General features: G+C 45.3%; 14 protein-coding genes, 7 tRNA genes and 1 other annotated feature. Of the genes, 2 read left to right on the top strand and 19 right to left on the bottom strand.

What is annotated here, in order from left to right; translation table 11 throughout:
* The first annotated feature begins 60 nt into the window (after positions 1-60).
* Entirely contained in the window at positions 61-1,050 is a 990-nt protein-coding gene (locus BUA14_RS24655) for a diaminopimelate dehydrogenase (protein ID WP_072775013.1), read from the top strand.
* Between the two features lie 9 nt (positions 1,051-1,059).
* Here the strand turns inward: BUA14_RS24655 and BUA14_RS24650 are convergent, their stop codons facing one another.
* The 19 genes from BUA14_RS24650 to BUA14_RS24550 all read right to left on the bottom strand — a co-directional run bounded on the left by BUA14_RS24650 (position 1,060) and on the right by BUA14_RS24550 (position 16,800).
* On the bottom strand, positions 1,060-1,923 hold the full coding sequence (locus BUA14_RS24650; RefSeq protein WP_072775012.1) for an EamA family transporter: 864 nt from the start codon (positions 1,921-1,923) through the stop codon (positions 1,060-1,062).
* 503 nt (positions 1,924-2,426) lie between these two features.
* Entirely contained in the window at positions 2,427-4,343 is a 1,917-nt protein-coding gene (gene thrS / locus BUA14_RS24640) for a threonine--tRNA ligase (RefSeq protein ID WP_072775011.1), read from the bottom strand.
* Between the two features lie 71 nt (positions 4,344-4,414).
* Positions 4,415-4,640: a binding site (T-box leader), on the bottom strand.
* A 46-nt stretch (positions 4,641-4,686) separates the two neighbouring features.
* On the bottom strand, positions 4,687-5,562 hold the full coding sequence (gene ytxC / locus BUA14_RS24635; protein ID WP_072775010.1) for a putative sporulation protein YtxC: 876 nt from the start codon (positions 5,560-5,562) through the stop codon (positions 4,687-4,689).
* Positions 5,563-5,815: 253 nt separating this feature from the next.
* A complete protein-coding gene (locus tag BUA14_RS24630; protein ID WP_072775009.1) occupies positions 5,816-6,223 on the bottom strand; it encodes a bacteriohemerythrin in 408 nt (135 codons plus the stop codon).
* Positions 6,224-6,454: 231 nt separating this feature from the next.
* Entirely contained in the window at positions 6,455-7,309 is an 855-nt protein-coding gene (gene speE / locus BUA14_RS24625) for a polyamine aminopropyltransferase (protein WP_072775008.1), read from the bottom strand.
* Positions 7,310-7,311: 2 nt separating this feature from the next.
* On the bottom strand, positions 7,312-8,763 hold the full coding sequence (locus BUA14_RS24620; RefSeq protein WP_072775007.1) for an aminotransferase class I/II-fold pyridoxal phosphate-dependent enzyme: 1,452 nt from the start codon (positions 8,761-8,763) through the stop codon (positions 7,312-7,314).
* A gap of 196 nt (positions 8,764-8,959) precedes the next feature.
* Entirely contained in the window at positions 8,960-10,261 is a 1,302-nt protein-coding gene (locus BUA14_RS24615) for a type II restriction enzyme (RefSeq protein WP_427846703.1), read from the bottom strand.
* A complete protein-coding gene (locus BUA14_RS24610; protein WP_072775005.1) occupies positions 10,254-11,090 on the bottom strand; it encodes a DNA adenine methylase in 837 nt (278 codons plus the stop codon). The genes BUA14_RS24615 and BUA14_RS24610 overlap by 8 nt, the downstream gene beginning before the upstream one ends.
* 139 nt (positions 11,091-11,229) lie before the next feature.
* Positions 11,230-11,306, bottom strand: a tRNA-Val gene (locus tag BUA14_RS24605).
* 5 nt (positions 11,307-11,311) lie between these two features.
* A tRNA-Leu gene (locus tag BUA14_RS24600) sits at positions 11,312-11,400 on the bottom strand.
* A 16-nt stretch (positions 11,401-11,416) separates the two neighbouring features.
* Positions 11,417-11,490 (bottom strand) — tRNA-Cys (locus BUA14_RS24595).
* Between the two features lie 7 nt (positions 11,491-11,497).
* Positions 11,498-11,572 (bottom strand) — tRNA-Gly (locus tag BUA14_RS24590).
* A gap of 1 nt (position 11,573) precedes the next feature.
* A tRNA-Phe gene (locus tag BUA14_RS24585) sits at positions 11,574-11,649 on the bottom strand.
* Between the two features lie 7 nt (positions 11,650-11,656).
* Positions 11,657-11,732: transfer RNA gene (locus tag BUA14_RS24580), tRNA-Asp, on the bottom strand.
* Between the two features lie 6 nt (positions 11,733-11,738).
* Positions 11,739-11,814, bottom strand: a tRNA-Val gene (locus BUA14_RS24575).
* Between the two features lie 126 nt (positions 11,815-11,940).
* Complete coding sequence (gene speB / locus BUA14_RS24570) at positions 11,941-12,816, bottom strand: agmatinase (protein WP_072775004.1); 876 nt, start codon at positions 12,814-12,816, stop codon at positions 11,941-11,943.
* A gap of 193 nt (positions 12,817-13,009) precedes the next feature.
* Positions 13,010-14,287 (bottom strand): glycosyltransferase family 2 protein, encoded by a 1,278-nt coding sequence (locus tag BUA14_RS24565; RefSeq protein WP_072775003.1) that lies wholly within the window; start codon positions 14,285-14,287, stop codon positions 13,010-13,012.
* 139 nt (positions 14,288-14,426) lie between these two features.
* Entirely contained in the window at positions 14,427-14,744 is a 318-nt protein-coding gene (locus tag BUA14_RS24560) for a hypothetical protein (protein WP_072775002.1), read from the bottom strand.
* Between the two features lie 1,390 nt (positions 14,745-16,134).
* On the bottom strand, positions 16,135-16,800 hold the full coding sequence (locus tag BUA14_RS24550; RefSeq protein ID WP_242954759.1) for an HD-GYP domain-containing protein: 666 nt from the start codon (positions 16,798-16,800) through the stop codon (positions 16,135-16,137).
* 431 nt (positions 16,801-17,231) lie between these two features.
* Here BUA14_RS24550 and BUA14_RS24545 point away from each other — a divergent pair, with 431 nt between their 5' ends.
* The gene (locus BUA14_RS24545; protein ID WP_072774999.1) at positions 17,232-17,792 is read left to right on the top strand and encodes a tyrosine-type recombinase/integrase; all 561 of its coding nucleotides are present in this window, start codon (positions 17,232-17,234) and stop codon (positions 17,790-17,792) included.
* Positions 17,793-17,900: the final 108 nt, after the last annotated feature.

Here is a 17,900-nt window from a genome sequence, read left to right as displayed (position 1 = left end):
TAAAACTATTTGTACGTCTGGAATACTACGGGTTAGAATAGATACAAGGGGGAATCGTATATGAATAAGATCAGAGTTGGTATCGTCGGTTACGGAAATCTTGGCAAAAGCGTGGAGCTGGGAATTCGCCAAAATGAAGATATGGAGCTTGTGGGGGTATTTACAAGACGGGATCCTTCATCCATCAAAACCATTACCCCAGAGGTTAACGTCTTCACCATGGATGAGGCCAAACAGATGACCGCCCAGGTTGATGTGATGGTGCTTTGCGGCGGAAGCATGTCGGATATGCCGGTCCAGGGTCCTGAATTTGCAAGTCTGTTCAATACCGTTGACGGCTATGACACCCATGCGAAGATTCCGGAGTATTTTGCCGCCATGAATAAAAAGGCTGCCGCGGCCCAAAAGATCTGCATTATTGCCAGCGGCTGGGACCCGGGGATGTTCTCGATCAACCGGCTCTATGCGGAAGCCATCCTGCCGGTCGGGGATACATACACCTTCTGGGGCAAAGGAATCAGCCAGGGGCATTCCGATGCGCTCAGAAGAATTAAAGGGGTAAAGGATGCTAAACAGTATACCATTCCCAAAGAGCAGGCTATTAACGCTGTGAGGAGAGGAGAAATGCCAGAACTTTCGACAAGGGAAAAACATTGGCGGGAGTGCTTTGTCGTCCTTGAAGAAGGAGCCGATAAAGAACGGATTGAGCAGGAGATCAAGACCATGCCCAATTATTTTGCGGATTATGACACGGAGGTACACTTCATTACAGAAGAAGAACTGAGCAAAGATCATCCCGGTCTTCCTCACGGCGGCTTAGTGATTCATCATGGCCGGACAGGTCTTGATGAAGAGCATCATCATGTCATTGAATATCGCTTGGCTTTGGATTCCAACCCTGATTTCACGGCCAATGTCCTCATTGCCTTTGCCAGAGCAGCCTACCGCTTAAATCACGAAGGGGTATCCGGTGCCAAAACAGTGGTGGATATTGCCCCGGCCTATCTTTCCGGCAAATCGGCTGAAGAGCTCAGAAAGTCCCTGATCTGATACTTATCTTTATAGCAGCATCGCCAAAGTGCCACCGACAATCAACACTAGCCCAAGGGCAGCTTTTTTCGCTAATTTCTCATGGAAGACCAGATAGGAAAAGGCAATCGTCACAAGGATGCTGAGTTTATCAATAGGGACGACAACACTGGCCGGCCCATCCTGAAGGGCCCTATAGTAACAGAGCCATGAGCCGCCGGTGGCCAGACCTGATAGTATAATAAAACCAAGCTCTTTTAAGGGTATCTCTTTAGAGGTACTCTTTTTTCTTGTCACAAAAACCACGAGCCAAGCCATAACCAACACGACTCCTGTGCGGATGGCGGTCCCAAGGTTTGACTCCACCCCCTCGATGCCGATTTTCCCGAGAATAGCTGTGAGACTGGCAAAGACTGCCGATAAGAGAGCATAAATAAGCCAGGCCTGATTGGCTTTGGGTTGACCCGCTTCTGTTGCTTTTTTCTGGATCATTAAGTATGTGCCTATCCCAATGCCGACAACCCCCACCGCCTTGCCGATGCTTATCCCTTCATTCAGTAAGATGAAGGCCAGAATGATGGTCAGAACCGTGCTGGATTTGTCGATGGGAACAACCTTGTTGATATCTCCCAGCTGCAGAGCCTTGAAGTAACACAGCCACGAGGCTCCGGTAGCCAGGCCGGACAAAATCAAAAACAGCAGTGTTTTCCCTGAGATGTCGCCGATCGTCGTATGTGACCCAACCATAAATACCATCAGCCAGGAAAACGCCAGCACAACGATCGTCCGAATGGCTGTGGCCATATTTGAATCGGCTTTTTTAATTCCACATTTCGCCAGAATGGCGGTAATCCCTGCGAAGAAGGCAGAGCCAAAGGCGTACATAATCCACATTATCTTTACCTCGGTTTGTATTCGTTTTGAGTATGAGCCAAAAGCAGGTTCTCCAGAATTTTGATTTTGGCGTTCACTCCATAAGCTGCGCGGAGCAATCTAATCGCTCAAGACCTCTGCTCCGTCGGGTTTCCGGCTAAATCGGCTCCTGCCTCATAGCCGGTTGGAAACGTCCTGTTTCCAACCCGACTCCGCTGCAGTCTTTCGCGAAGATTGCTTATCCGCTCGCTTAAATCCGTTCTCTGCCTTAAATCAAAATCCTTGGGCCCTTTTTGGGCTTGAGCGGCGCGATGTGGGATAAAGCTACCCAATCCGAGTATGCTTTTTCATCCTTTGCTGATGCCGCTCTGCAGCATGGCCGTCACTCTATTAATCTAACACTTCATGGATTCTTTTCCAATACCTATCCAATAAAACTAAAAGCCAGGCTATCAATTATGGCCATTGACAAAACAAACGGATTCAACCCACATGGGTCTGAATCCGTTTGCCTGAGTCTTATCTTATACTAATTGCTTCTTGCTGGCGATTTCTTCCTGGATGAGAGCAATGAACTCCGCTACAGAAAGTTTTTCACCGGCGTTACCCTGACCATAGCGACGTACAGCGACAGTATCTGTTTCCGCTTCCTGGTCACCGACCACGAGAGCGAAGGGAATCTTGTGGGTCTGGGCTTCCCGGATCTTGTAGCTGATCTTCTCGCGGCGTTCATCCACTTCAGCCCGGATGTCCAGGTCATTTAAGCGGCGGACGATGTCCTGAGCATAGTCCTCATGGCGTTCGCTGATGGGCAGAATCCGGACCTGAACAGGGGCCAGCCAGGTGGGGAAAGCGCCGGCATAATGCTCTGTGAGCAGAGCGATGAAGCGTTCAATGCTGCCGTACACCACCCGGTGAATCATAACCGGACGATGCTTTTGACCATCTTCACCGATATAGGTGAGGTCAAACTTCTCAGGCATTTGGAAATCCAGCTGAATGGTACCGCACTGCCAGGTTCTGCCCAAGCAGTCCCGGAGATGAAAGTCGATTTTCGGTCCGTAGAAGGCACCGTCTCCTGGGTTGATCTTATAGTTGACTCCCTTGGCTTCCAGGGCTTCCTGGAGGGCATTGGTAGCCATTTCCCACGTCTCATCGGCACCCATGGAGTTTTCGGGACGAGTGGAAAGCTCCACATGGTACTCAAAACCAAAGACCTTATAGAAACGATCCACCAGATCGATGACGCCGCTGATTTCAGCTTTGATTTGGGAGGGAAGCATAAAGATATGAGCATCATCCTGGGTGAAGTTGCGCACCCGCAAAAGTCCGTTTAAAGCACCAGATAACTCATGGCGATGGACTAAGCCCAGCTCTCCCATTCTCAAAGGAAGATCCCGATAGCTTCTCAGCTTTTGCTTATACATAATCATGCCGCCCGGGCAGTTCATGGGCTTGACAGCGAAGTCCTCATCGTCAATCTTGGTAGTATACATATTGTCTTTATAATGATCCCAGTGACCGGAGTTTTCCCACAGGTTGCGGCTGAGGATGATGGGGGTCTTGATTTCGTGATAACCTCTCTTGCGATGCTCCTGACGCCAGAAGTCTTCCAGTTGGTTGCGCAGAACCATGCCTTTTGGATGGAAGAAAGGAAAACCAGGTCCCTCATCGTGAAGACTGAACAGATCCAGTTCCACACCCAGCTTACGATGATCACGACGCTTGGCCTCTTCCAGCTTAAAGAGGTAGTCATCCAGATCTTCTTTTTTGGCCCAGACAGTTCCGTAGATCCGCTGGAGCATCTTATTCTTTTCACTGCCCCGCCAGTAAGCTCCGGCCAGGTTCATGAGTTTGAACGCTTTAACCACCCCTGTGGAAGGAATATGGGGACCGGCACAGAGATCGGTGAAGCCGCCTTGAGTGTACATGGAAATCACTTCATCCTCAGGCAAGTCTTCAATCAGCTCTACCTTATACTTTTCTCCTTCTGCAGAGAAATACTGCAATGCGTCGCTGCGGGAGATTTCTTTCCGTTCGTAGTGTTTGTTTTCTTTGACCAAACGACGCATCTCAGCTTCGATCTTCTCCAGATCCTCCGGTGTAAAAACATGCTCGGAATCAAAATCATAATAAAAGCCATTGTCAATCGCGGGGCCAATTCCTAAGATAGTTCCCGGGAAAAGGTTCCGTACCGCTTCTGCCATCAGGTGAGAGGTGGAGTGTCTTAAAATCTTTAAGCCTTCCTCAGAATCCGCCGTGATAATCTCCACCTCAGCATCCTGAGTTAAAGCATAGGACAGGTCCTTAAATTTTCCATTCACTTTCCCGGCCAGAGCAGCTTTAGCCAGACCTCTGGAGATAGAGGCTGCTAAGTCCATGAGACTCTTACCCGATTCGAGCTCCCGAATGGAGCCATCTTTTAAAGTAATCTTTACCATCACAGTCAACTCCTTATCCCTTAATTTTAATCCTTAAACTTTGCAAGAAAACTAAAAAAGCCCTCATCCCAATATGGGACGAGAACTTTATTCCCGTGGTTCCACCCAAGTTAAAGCACCCACCTGATGCTTTCCCTTTGCTCCCTTAACGCGGGCCAACGTCTGAGCTTACTTTGACTTCAGCTCAGCACTCTGGGGTGGTCTTCCTCTGCTTCTTTGTGAGAGATGCTTGCAGCCGGTGACATCTCCTCTCTAACACAAACCAAAACAAAGTACTTTCCCCATCATCGTTTTCATTTTATTATATCCACCCTTTTATCCTTTGTCAATTCTTCTCACTTTCTCAAATCTTCTCACAGATGGGACAGCTTTCAGTACAATAGCTGACACGGCCTTCAAAAACCTTGCAAATAGTCTGCAGAGTATCCTGATAGCCTTCATAACGAATATGCAGCACAATTTTTCGTGGAGCTACGGCAATTAAGGCGCTGACGAGAAGATCCTCATAGGTGAGTTCCTGAGAGGTATCCATGAAGGACAGATCATCCATATATTTTTTGGTGATTTTTTTGCCTTCTTCATTGTAAAGGTTGAACTTACCATGTTTGGTTATTCCTACATGCAAGGTATGAATGCGGGGTTTTTGAGAATCCACAAAACGCTTGAGCAGATTGATAAACTCCTCATATTCTGCTTCAATCACATGTTCATTTACCACATAATTGACGGCTTTATAGATCTCCTCTTTATAGTCTTTGGCACGGAATCGCAAAAAGCCTTCCATATCAAAGAACGGCTGAGCTTCTATACACTTGACGATTTGGTTGACCAAGGACGCTTTACGATGAATACGGTAATTTTTCCATTGCCGGGATTCTTGATTAAGGTATTGGAGAGACTTCTCAAAAACCTGAACGACTTCCTCCCGTTTCAGTTTATACTTGCTTTTAAGCAGCCAGCGGATATGATCCTTCTCCCAATGCTGCAAAATCGTTTCCGTAATAGCATTCGCTAAATAATAGCTATGAATCTTTTTTGTGGTCTCCCGATCCTCTTCGATCGCTTCAAGCTGGAACTCACAATCTATCAACCAGTGCTTGCCTTGTTGATATTCGTGAAGCACTACAGGAAGCTTTTCTTGCTCTTGGAGCTGCCTAAGGCGCTCATAGATGCTCTCTCGATAATATTGAGTTCCAACCTGAACGGAGTGTTGTTCCACCCTGGCATCCCCTCCATAGTAGAGTATATGAGCAAGGTTTGCTCATATTGCGGTTTACCTCGAAATTACTCAAGCTATTTCGCAAAACCATATATTCCCTACTATTGCCAGGTTGACTCTCCCTTATTCCCCAAACCAAGATAGGGCCGCCTATTTCTGCGCAGCAGCAAGCTATAGCCAGACATACAAAGGGAGTGCCGCCGACTCAGCTCCTTCAAAAAGCCGTTTGGCAACACTCCCTATTTTCCGTTGACTAGCGTGTTATCTGCATAAAACTCTTAATGCCAAAATCGCTCTTGAGAATATGGTCCAAGACCCACCCAAAGATGAACTCTAAAAGCTTGCGGGTATGTCCATCCTGATCCTGGTCGAGGGCCGAGAAGTCAATGGACTCCACCTCTTTGATAAAATCGTCATGGGCTACTTTTTGTTTAAAATAACCTGGGTACTTGATTTTAAGCATAAGCTCTTCTTCTGTTTGGAAATGGTGAACGGTATATTCTTTAAGCTCTGCAATGATTTGAATGATCTTATCGTACTTATCCGGCAGCAAGTAGTTTTCCAATAAATCATAGATCTGATTGCCGATTTCGAACAGATGCTGATGCTGTTCATCGATTTCTTCTACTCCGATCGAGTATTCGTCTTTCCACTTTAACATAACAATCACCTCTCTCTAAATCTCCGTTTTCAAGTGCCGACTTTAATATCCTCAGTCCTATTTTACAACACCAACCTCGCCCCGGCCAGTACCCTGAGCTAACATCGGCATCATCTGCCCTTACAAACTAATTTCCACCTTTAGGAATGGGGCAGGCTTTATGGATGTCAGATAATACAAAAACAAGGGTCAGCAGTTAACTTACCCTTGTCTTAAATCCTCATCAGAGAATCATTCCACCGCATCGGCCAGCTGCTCTTTGACATAATTGGGGAGAGCAAAGCAGCCTTTATGAATCTCTGTGTTATAATATTGAGTTTTAATCCTTAAGTCGTTCCAGGCCTGCTCGTCTATATCGGCCAAGGGGTCATACTTTTTCGAAGCAAAGCCAAAAAGCCAGTGTCCGGAAGGATAGGTGGGAATATGAGCTTGATAGACCCGGCAGACAGGAAAAAATTCCTTGATCCTTTGGTGGGCCCGGCCCATGTTCTGGGCATAGGTTTCATAATAAGGGCTCTCATGCTGATTGACCAGGATGCCATCATCCTTGAGGGCTTTATAACAGTTGCCATAAAACTCTTTTGTAAACAGACCTTCCCCTGGACCAAAGGGGTCCGTGGAGTCCACAATAATCAGATCATAGCTGTTCTCTTTCGTCCGTATAAATCTCAAGCCATCCTCAAAGAACAAGTGAACCCGCGGATCCTCCAGCTTGCAAGCCGTCTGGGGCAGATACTCTTTGCAGACATCCACCACCAGTTTATCGATTTCCACCATGTCAATGTTGACGATAGAGTCATAGCGGGTCAGTTCGCGGACAGTTCCTCCATCCCCGGCCCCGATGACCAAAACATCTTTAATCTGGGGGTTGGTTGCCATAGGAACATGAACAATCATATCGTGGTAGATAAATTCATCCTTTTGGGTTACCATCATCAAGCCATCCAGGGTAAAAAAGGTGCCAAACTCTTTGGATTCAAAGACATCGATCCTTTGAAACTCACTCTGTCCTGAGTAAAGCTGCCGATCCACCTTAATCGAAAAGCGGACGTTTTCCGTATGCTCTTCTGTATACCATAATTCCATAGCTATTCCTCCACGACTTTGATATTTTCAATGTCCATATCCTCTGTTCCGGTCAGGAAACAGCCCTTAGCCTTAGAATAAGCGATATAGTCAATAATATCCTCCGTGATCTTTTCCCCTGGAGCCAAGATCGGTATACCCGGAGGATAAGCCATAACGAATTCCCCGCTGACCTTACCTTTGCTTTCCTGGATGGGCAGTGAGCGCTGCTGGGCATAAAAAGCCTGCTGGGGTCCCATGACCACCACAGGATTGATATACTCATGATCAAACATCCCCGCTTTATCCCGCTGATAGCGCCGTTTAATCTCCGCCAAAGCCGAGACCAGACGCTCCAAGGCAAGGGCCCGATCTCCCACGGATATAATAGCCAGAATATTGCCGATATCGCCAAATTCGATCTGAATCCCATAGTCATCCCGCAGGATGTCATAGACCTCGATGCCGGCCAGTCCGATCTCCCGGGTGTGAATGGAGAGCTTGGTGCAGTCAAAGTCATAGACCGAGTCCCCGTTGTTCAGCTCTTTGCCAAAGGCATAATAGCCGCCCAGCTTATTGACTTCATCACGGCCATAATTCGCCAGATAGAGAGCCTTGTCAAAGATGCGCTGGCCGTTTAAGGCTAAGTTGCGCCGCGAAATGTCCAGGGAGGATAACAGCAGATAAGAAGCACTGGTGGTCTGGGTTAGATTAATCATATGCCGGACCCGTCCCACATTCAAGCGTTTGCCGATCAACAGAAAAGAGCTTTGGGTAAGGCTGCCCCCCGTTTTATGCATGCTGACCGCCGCCATATCCGCTCCGGCTGCCATAGCACTGATGGGCATATTTTCTCCAAAATAAAAATGGGTGCCATGAGCCTCGTCCACTAAAGCCAGCATATTGTGTTCATGGGCCAGCTCAGTGATGGTCTTTAAATCGGAACAAATCCCATAATAGGTTGGATTATTAACCAAAATAGCCTTAGCGTCCGGATTTTCCTTGATTGCTTTCCTGACATCAGCCACAGCCATTCCCAAGGGAATACCCAGTTCCTTATTGACACCGGGATTGACATACACCGGAATAGCCCCACTGATAATGAGAGCGTTAATGGCACTGCGATGAACGTTGCGGGGCATGATGATTTTTTCACCCTGTTTGCAGGCGCTCATGACCATAGCTTGTACCGCTGAAGTGGTTCCATTCACCATAAAAAAAGCATGATGAGCTCCAAAAGCTTCGGCAGCCAATTCTTCCCCTTCCTTGATCACCGAAACGGGATGGCCAAGGTTATCCAATGGTTTCATGGAGTTGACATCTACGGACAGGCATTTCTCACCCAGAAACTCCGTCAATTCAGGGTTCCCTCTCCCCTGTTTATGCCCAGGCACATCAAAAGGCACCACACGCATGGATTTATACTTGAGCAGCGCCTCATAGATAGGAGCCTTGCTTTGTCGTAGTGAAGTCATGATACCACCCCCTTTAGGTTATACAAGATATAATAATACAAAATTTAACTTAAAAAGTCGATAAAAAAAATAGTTTCATGCCATGCTAAGACGCTTCATAAGGTTACAGACTATAGAATGTGCAGGTTTCTCACTGGACATTCCGAACGGTAAACCAAAACCGGATGCTTACTTGTCAAGTATCACCCGGCTTAAATTAATGCTCTTCCCCGATCAGCCCCAGCATCCAGTTAAGCCAGCCGCTGACAGTCGATGACCTTCTCACAAACGTGCTCATACTCCCGATCTGATAAAGGCCGGATTGCTGCATGATACTCACTATCGTGTTTTGGTCCGGCAGAGAACCATTTTCCATATAAAGCTTAAAGGTTTCCCTGAAGATGCGATGCTGCAGTATGGCCTCGCAAAAGGCCAGCTGTCTTTGCTGATAACTCAGCTGCATGATGCGCTTGCCCCGGGAGCTTAATGAATAAACCAGCCTGCGTCCCTCTTCATAGCGTTTTTCAACTAAGCCCAAATATCTGGCGGCATCAGTATAGTAATTGGTTTGGCGGATATCAAACGCATATTCCTCTGTCACCTGCTCACGGCTAAGCTCCTGAGCGCTCAGCAATTCACAGATATTGATCACCCGCTCAAAGCTGTTGGCCTGAGGGAAAGGAATCTCCGGTTCCTGCACAAGCTGTGTCCGCTCAGCGACATCATGTAAAGCAGCTACCCCTATGGCTGTATCTTCAATAGAATAATTTTTATGTTTCACCAATACCAAGGAATTATAAGCATTAGGATCCTGGAATTCATATTCATACAAACTAAAAATACCATTTGAGTACACTAAAAATATGGGTCTGACTTTTTTCGTAACCCTGCCGTCCCAGACTCTGAAGGGATAATAGAGTTGACGGACCAGAAAATCTTCCGCCAGATCTCTTTTGGCTTCCAGCAGAGAAAGACTGTGCACACCCTCAAGAGCCGCATCAATTTCAATTTGAGAATTGCTTACGGCGACTTCTGTGGAATACTGCGTCCTTAAGTTGCGAATCGTAAAGTCAAATTGCCCCGACCCCATACGTCCTGACACAGTGGCATAAAGGGTCTCTTCCTCCAAAAAATCTGCCAGCATTCCCGAGGCCAGGGCACAGTTAACAGCGATGGCCTCACTGGGAATATGGCTGGTGCTGAGACTTTGCAGATTCGGCGGCAAAGACACGCGGGTCACCGAGGTATCCACGCTAGGAAAAGGCTGATAAGCCTCAAAGTGAGAGATGATATAGTCACCGCGGGATATTGGCAGTATCGCTAATCTATTCCTGGCAAATATCCGGGGCAAATTGATATTATGATCAAACTTGGCCATTAACCGCGGTTCACGGTACTCCTTGATCTGTGACGCAGCAATACAAAATTTCCCCTCGGCTTCGATCCGGGATAAGATATCATATTTCTCGAACAGGGATTCCCAGGCTTGATCGTTTTGGCTTTTAGGCTGTTCACTTATAATTCCTCACCACCACTTCGTCTATTTGCCCTCTCTTGGTTGCATTGGAATTGATAGCGCGTTTTGCTTTCACGATGGTTATCTGATAGGCCCCATATTGCTCCTTGATAAATTCCGTTGCCGAATTGGAAAGCATAAACTTGATTCCCCGCCGATCAAGTTCATCACAGCATTCCCGCAGCCTGATCTGCTCAGCCCGGTCGAATCCGCCTTTAGCATAGCCGGTAAAATTGGCTGTGCTGGAAACAGGATCATAGGGTGGGTCCAGATAAACGAAGGTCCCTTTGGCAACACCGGCCAGGACTTCCGCATAATCTGTGCTGCTGAAGGTGATCTGCGCTCTCCGGAAATAGGTGCTGACCGCTCTTAAGGTGTGCTCATTGACAATATTGGGGTTTTTGTAATGACCAAAAGGCGTATTGAACTCCCCGGCATTGTTCACTCTGAACAGGCCATTGTAGCAGGTTTTATTCAAATAGATAACCCGTGCCGCTTTCTGCACTTTGCTCAAATTCCCGTATTTTTCTTTGTCCCGGTCCCAGTCTCTGACACGATAAAAATGCTCTTCTTCATTGGGGTGCTCACCCAGTGCCCTAATCAGCTCTTCCACATCGTCCCGAATAACTTCATACATCTGGATAAGTTCACTATTGACATCATTTACCCAGGCGGTGTCCGGCTGTAATTTAAACAGAACCGCCCCACCACCAAAAAAAGGCTCACAATAAGACTCGACTCTTTTAGGAAATAAAGGAGTCAGATCCTCTAAAAGTTGGCGTTTACCCCCAACCCATTTTACAACAGGCGCAACCAGCCGATCCTTATGCATCATTGTCCTCACTCTCTGAGTATAACTTCACACACATTCTACCACATTGCCGGACACTATTGCTGAAAAAACCAGTGCCGGAACAGACTTTTTTGGACAACAAAAAAGCCTCTCCGCAGAGAAGCCTTCTTCCAAAATATGGTGGGTTTGAAAGGACTCGAACCTTCGACCCCCGCGATGTCAACGCGGTACTCTAACCAGCTGAGCTACAAACCCATAAATGGTGCCGATGACCGGAATCGAACCGGTACGGGCTTTAAGGCCCGCGGGATTTTAAGTCCCGTGCGTCTGCCAGTTCCGCCACATCGGCAATATAAACGTATTGTTGGAGGCGGCACCCAGATTTGAACTGGGGATAAAGGTTTTGCAGACCTCTGCCTTACCACTTGGCTATGCCGCCGAAGAAATGGAGCGGGTGACGAGATTCGAACTCGCGACTTTCACCTTGGCAAGGTGACACTCTACCACTGAGTTACACCCGCGTGGTGCCTTAGGACGGAATCGAACCGCCGACACGAGGATTTTCAGTCCTCTGCTCTACCGACTGAGCTACCAAGGCATAAAAATGGCGACCCCGATCGGACTTGAACCGACGATCTCCTGCGTGACAGGCAGGCATGTTAACCACTACACCACGGGGCCTTAATTTGGTGGGCGATGACAGGATCGAACTGCCGACATCCTGCTTGTAAGGCAGGCGCTCTCCCAGCTGAGCTAATCGCCCGCGTCAACTGACGAATTTTAGTATACACAAAAAACGGTTTTATGTCAAAGGTTTTTCATGTATTTCATTCATTTATGGTCATCATTTTTACAACTACAGTAATAATCCCTATTTAGGACGCTTAATCTATTTTACAAAACTCAAAATTGCTTCCCTTACGATCTTCGCTGCTAAAAGAGCCGTACGCTCACTGGTGTCTATAAGAGGGGATACTTCCACCAGATCAAAGCCCACCACATCCAGCTCACTGAGGGCATGAACGGCTTTGATGATTTCCCGGGAAGTACATCCACCGGCTTCCTGAGTCCCAGTGCCTGGGGCAAAGGCCGGATCCACCACATCAATATCTAGCGTCACATAGACCGGCTTCCCTTTAAGCTCCGGCAGGACAGCCTTGAGCGGCTCCAAAACCTCTTCTACCACCAAATGATTGTGTTCCTTAGCAAAGAGGAATTCCTCCCGGGTTCCGGAGCGTATGCCAAACTGGTAGACCCGATGGGGCCCCAGGGCTTCCGAGATTTTGCGCATCACCGTAGCATGAGAATTAGGCTCACCGGAGTAATCTGTACGCAAATCAGCATGGGCGTCGAAATGCACCACCCGCAGCTCAGGATACTTCTCAATGAAGGGCTTAAGCAAAGGATAGGTAACCAGGTGTTCTCCCCCTAAGAAAACGGGAAATTTCCCGTCCTCTACCACCTGCCGGGCAGCGGCTTCGATCACTTGCAACGATTTTTCAACATTGCCAAAGGGCAGGCTTAAATCTCCACAATCGCAATAAGCATAATCAGAGAGATCCTTATCCAGATACACACTATATTCCTCAATCCCGATGGAGACATTGCGGATACTCAGAGGGCCCAAACGGGTACCCGGGCGAAAACTCACCGTATAATCCATAGGAATCCCCAGAATTACCGCGTCAGCCTCTTCATAAGGGGTTTCTCCTCCCATAAATACACCGGGGTTTTCTGTCATCTTCATGAGCGTCTCCTTGGACATCGCACTTCACCGCTTTCTTTATTTTTGCCCATTTTCTGAGCCAGCATCTAACCATTTAAGTATAAACATTCGCATATCGCCACTCGAATGTAACGGCAAAAGGAGATCTCTCTGTTCAGAGATCCCCTTATATGGATTGCACATTCTCTATTAAGTATCGTTCAATAGGATAGACATTATGCTCATTCAGGTTCTAGCTGGATGAAACCTTCTTCTCTTTCACCACATCATCATATTTGATGGACCGAGTGTGCTTGGTATGGGACCAGGATTTATCCTTGCGGTTGACAAAGCCCAGAAAGACGATAGGAATCCAGCTGTAGATAAATACGGGGTATAGGATCAACCCTGCATAGGCACGCCAAGGCAGGCGTTCCAGGGCTAAGGCAGCTACAGGGAAAACCAGGGAAAATGCGGAAAGAATCTGCCAGCCCGACCAAGGCATAACCACATTAAAAACCTGAGTATAGGAAGATTGAAGCCCGGAAATCAGATTAACAAACATAAAGAATGTGGCGATCATAACCAAAGCCGGTTGGAACAAATGCACCGCTGCATCAAAATACATGAGCTTCCGTTCCTTGAACGCCTTATAAATCAACGGAAAGAAATAACGGCCCGCCACATCCACTTGACCCTGAGCCCAGCGTTTCCGTTGATTCCAGGCCTGTATAAAGGTCAAGGGCTTCTCGTCATAGACAATGGCGTCATGAGCCCAGGTTGTCTTGATGCCGCTGACCAGAGCTTTCATAGTAAACTCTAGGTCTTCAGTAAGGGAGGTCGCCCCCCAGCCAAGATCCTTCAACACTTTGGTGGAGATACACATACCGGTTCCGCCCAACACATTATTGAGAAAGCCGGTATTATAACGGGCAAGCTGCAAAAGCCTGTTGGAAAGCCAGAAGGTAATCGAGAACGTATTGGTGACCCAGGTATCATAGGGATTCTTTGAATCCAGATAACACTGAACAATTTGGTGACCCTGACAAAGTTTGCTGTTCATTTCGACTAAAAAGGTCTCATTGACCAAATTATCCGCGTCAAAAATAATGACGGCGTCATAGTGTCGTTCCAGCTTAAACAAACGATGGAACATCCACTCCAGAGCATAGCCCTTTCCCCGTTTTTCATTATTAAAACGTTGGTGGACCAAGGCCCCGGCATTTTTGGCGATTAAGGCCGTTTTGTCGGTGCAGTTATCTGCGACGACAAAAACATCGTAAAGTTCTTTCGGATAATCCAGATTCAACAAATTATCCACTAAAGGCCCGATGACCGCCTCTTCATTATGAGCAGCCACTACCAGAGCAAAGCTTTTCTCCGGTTCCAAAACCTTTTTGTCCGGTCTGCGAAACAAACCAAACATGGATAACACGAAATAGTAAAATGTCATAAAAATAATGATCAGCTGTACTGGTACCATGATCATATTGAACAAGTGAGAACCGGTAACACCAAACATGAAATCCATGTTCCCAACCTCCTTTTAACCTTAACCATAATATCACAGCGCCATTTTCCCCGCAAGGCGAAAGATGTCTAAAAAAGGGACAACTTATGCTTGTCCTAAGCATTTATATGCAAATGTTCTCTGGATTATACATTTAGTCTTACCGCCGGTAGTGAGTCTTTAGCCAGAATAAAAGCAATAAAGAGGTGGCAAAAACCAAAAATACAAAGCTTAGTTTAAGGGCAAGCCCAATCGAAGACCAATATATCGTACTCACTGAATTCCCTGCCACCCAAGGTATGGCCGCTCTGAATATCTTAGCAATTCCTTGACCTATAAGCAAAAAAAGGCCCAGTCCGGAAAGAAAGGCAATAACGCCAACGATTCCTACGGGGGTATCCAAATGCCAACGACGGGTTAATTCCCTCTTGACCCAATAGAACTCAATTCGTAACTCCCTAATCAAGCGGTTCAGCATGATAATTCACCTCTTGCTAACAGGTTATGTCAGCAAGGTTCCGCAAAGAATTTGACCCCTTGTGTATATATTTGCTAATTTCTGGATAAAATCTCTTCCAAGGAGGTGGATTCACTTGCCTAAGTTCTCAGATGACGGTAAATACGTCCATTGCGCTTTTTGTAATCAAAAATTCCGTTTTGAATTCGATGCACTTCATCATGAAAAAGAAAAGCACGCCGACAAAATGTGATTGACTTAAAAGAAAGCCGCTCATAATCTCTGCAGATTATGAGCGGCTTTCCTTAATCCATGAATTAGTGCGGTTTACCCTGTAAAGGCCATAATAGTCAACACTGTAACTACTAACAGCACAAGAACAAATAAACCAGATTTTACGTCCAGATGCAGCTTATCGAGCATTCAAGTCCCTCCTCTTCTTTACATATTGGGGAGTTCGATGACATGTTGATAGGGAGCAAGAGTTACGATAAAATCTTCTCAGTTATTGGTACATCCATTGCTACAAATGATAGTATTTCTTATTATCAGTATAGTATCATATAATTATGATTATTCCAATATATTTTATAATATTTCGAAAAAAATTTTAAGCTCAACCTATTTTTTCTTCTTGTTTTTGTCCTTTGAACCCTCGTTATGATTGCTATAACGAGATAGTATACCGAATAACACGCCAATGACTATCCATATGAGCCCTGAGGTAAAGCTTCCCAAAACAATTTTATAAGTCCCAGCCACAATAAACGCAATTCCTACTAAAATGTACCATAAGTTGAACTTCCCATTCATGAAAATGCTCCTTCCCTTAAACCTGACTACTTCAATTCTACCCGACAACTCTATCCCTGCCAATGAAAAACTGCCAACGACCTCATCTTAACGATAAGATAATTGGCAGTTTTTCATCATAATTCTCACATTAGAATAGAAAACACAATAGCTGCGGCAACTACCACAAGAGCGAGGATAAAAACAACTGATTTCGGGTGAAGATTATAATTGTTTTGCACGCGAAATCCCTCCTTCCCTGCCAAATTGGGGTAGGAGATACTCGGGGTGCGTATTAGGAATTTACGCTGATTAGGATGACCTTTTAACACCCTCCTTTATTTGGATTTAGTCCAGTAAACCTGCTGGGCTACTCTAGGTCGTCTAGTCTTAGACAGCATCCCGATTAGGTCCAACCTCACGACAACATAGTATTTCGCCACCGAAACCCCAAACACCTCCTTCAAAATATGAAATCTTTCCAGAACTCAGAAAATTAATTATTTACCACACAATATCCATCATACAATCCGCCTATTCAGTTTTAAGTTCCCTCCTCTTATTATCTTATTTGTTCGCTATAGTCTATGATTCATCCTTAGAATTATGAACTTTATGTTTAGGCTCTGACTAAGATGTTCTTTAAAATCTCCAGATACTTCCTCGAAAATGCCCCCTCCTGGTCTTCCAAATAGGCTAAGGCTTCCTCCACTCCCACTGTCTTTCTATATGGCCTTCCTGCTGTTATCGTATCGAATGCATCGGCAATCATAACGATTTTTACATATTCATTGATTTGGCCCTCTTGCAGCTGATTCGGATATCCGCTTCCATCTAATCTTTCATGATGCTGAGCTATTATATCCTGACTTAATATCGGAAAGGCAGAATCCACAGTGCACTCTACACCTAATTCGCAATGTTGCTGGAGAATCTCCTTCTCTATATCACTTAGGTCTGTCCGCTTTTGGATAATTTTTTTAGGGATAAGCAATTTTCCAACGTCGTGAAGAATCCCCCCTACGCCAAGGTCCCAAAGCAATTCCTGAGAAACCCCCGACTCCATCGCCATCATCAGGGAAAGAAGAGCCACATCAATCGAATGTGTATAGAGCCAATCGATATGGTTGCCTAACGCCGTGACATACATATACCATGGTTTTCTTTTTGACTCAAATACGATATTGGCAAGCAAAACACTGGCCTGGTTAAGCACTTGGTCGTCGGTTAGCTTATACCGCTCATCTTCTCTAATCTGTTGTTTAACTTTTTCGTATGATGCCAATGACAGAGGATCCTGGCCCTTTATTTGTGTTTTTTCATTCTCTTCTGTCTCAGATATAAAATCATATCTTCTCTGGAGTCTCAAAAACTGGTTTAAAGTAATCCTCGTTCCCTTAGCAGATAAAAGAAGTCCTTGCTCATTGTAATAATCTCTTGGACAAACAATCTTTTTCATATCTCACTAATTCACCTCCATTTGATTTCTCTCTTAATTAGTATTAAAATCAAGAATTTACGCAACAATTTTACAATATTGTTGCATAAATAAATGCATTACGAATAAATAGCTCTTTAAGTACCTTTTCAGTCAGTTAAAACCAAAATAATTCTGTGAAATTATTGAAAAGGCGCTATTTCCAGTGCCATGTACCTCTTAATTACTCACATTAATATTATAATGGATAGGGAAAAACGCTCGTAGGAGGACAATTTATGACGGTTGAACCAATTCGCGATAAAGCACAAATACGAACACTGTATAATCATCTCAATCAATCTCATCCTAAATATGCTATGATTTTTAAATTTGGAATTAATACAGGACTGCGGATCAGCGACATCATTACACTCAAGGTTTCAGATATTTATTGTCGCAAGAAGGAATTTAAAGATTACTTGGTTTTAACTGAACAAAAAACCGGGAAATTAAAAAAAATTAAACTAAATAACACTTTGCGAAAAGCACTGAATAGTTATATTCATAAGCAAAATCTGGAACTAATAGACTATTTATTTCCTAGCCAAAAAGGGGGCTATATCGGCAGAATTCAGACATACCGGGTATTGAAGCATTCCGCCGTTACATTAGGCATAGAGAATTTTGGAACACATAGTCTTAGAAAAACATGGGGTTATTGGACATATAAACTATCTCAGTATAATATCGGCCTGGTCATGGATATTTTTAACCATAGTTCACAGAGTGTCACTTTGCGTTATATTGGTATTAATCAAGACCAGAGGGATCAATTGTATGATATGGTTCAACTCTAAAAACTACTTACTATACTTCAATATCGGGGCTTTGGGCTCAACCTATCATAATTGACATCCATAGCCCCAGTAAGGTATATTAAAATAAAAAATGCAACAATATTGTAA

Origin of the sequence: Desulfitobacterium chlororespirans DSM 11544 (assembly GCF_900143285.1) — a bacterium.
In the GTDB taxonomy this organism is placed as follows: domain Bacteria; phylum Bacillota; class Desulfitobacteriia; order Desulfitobacteriales; family Desulfitobacteriaceae; genus Desulfitobacterium; species Desulfitobacterium chlororespirans.
Note: the sequence above shows the minus strand (reverse complement) of the source record. Positions and strands in the feature narration are given on the sequence as shown.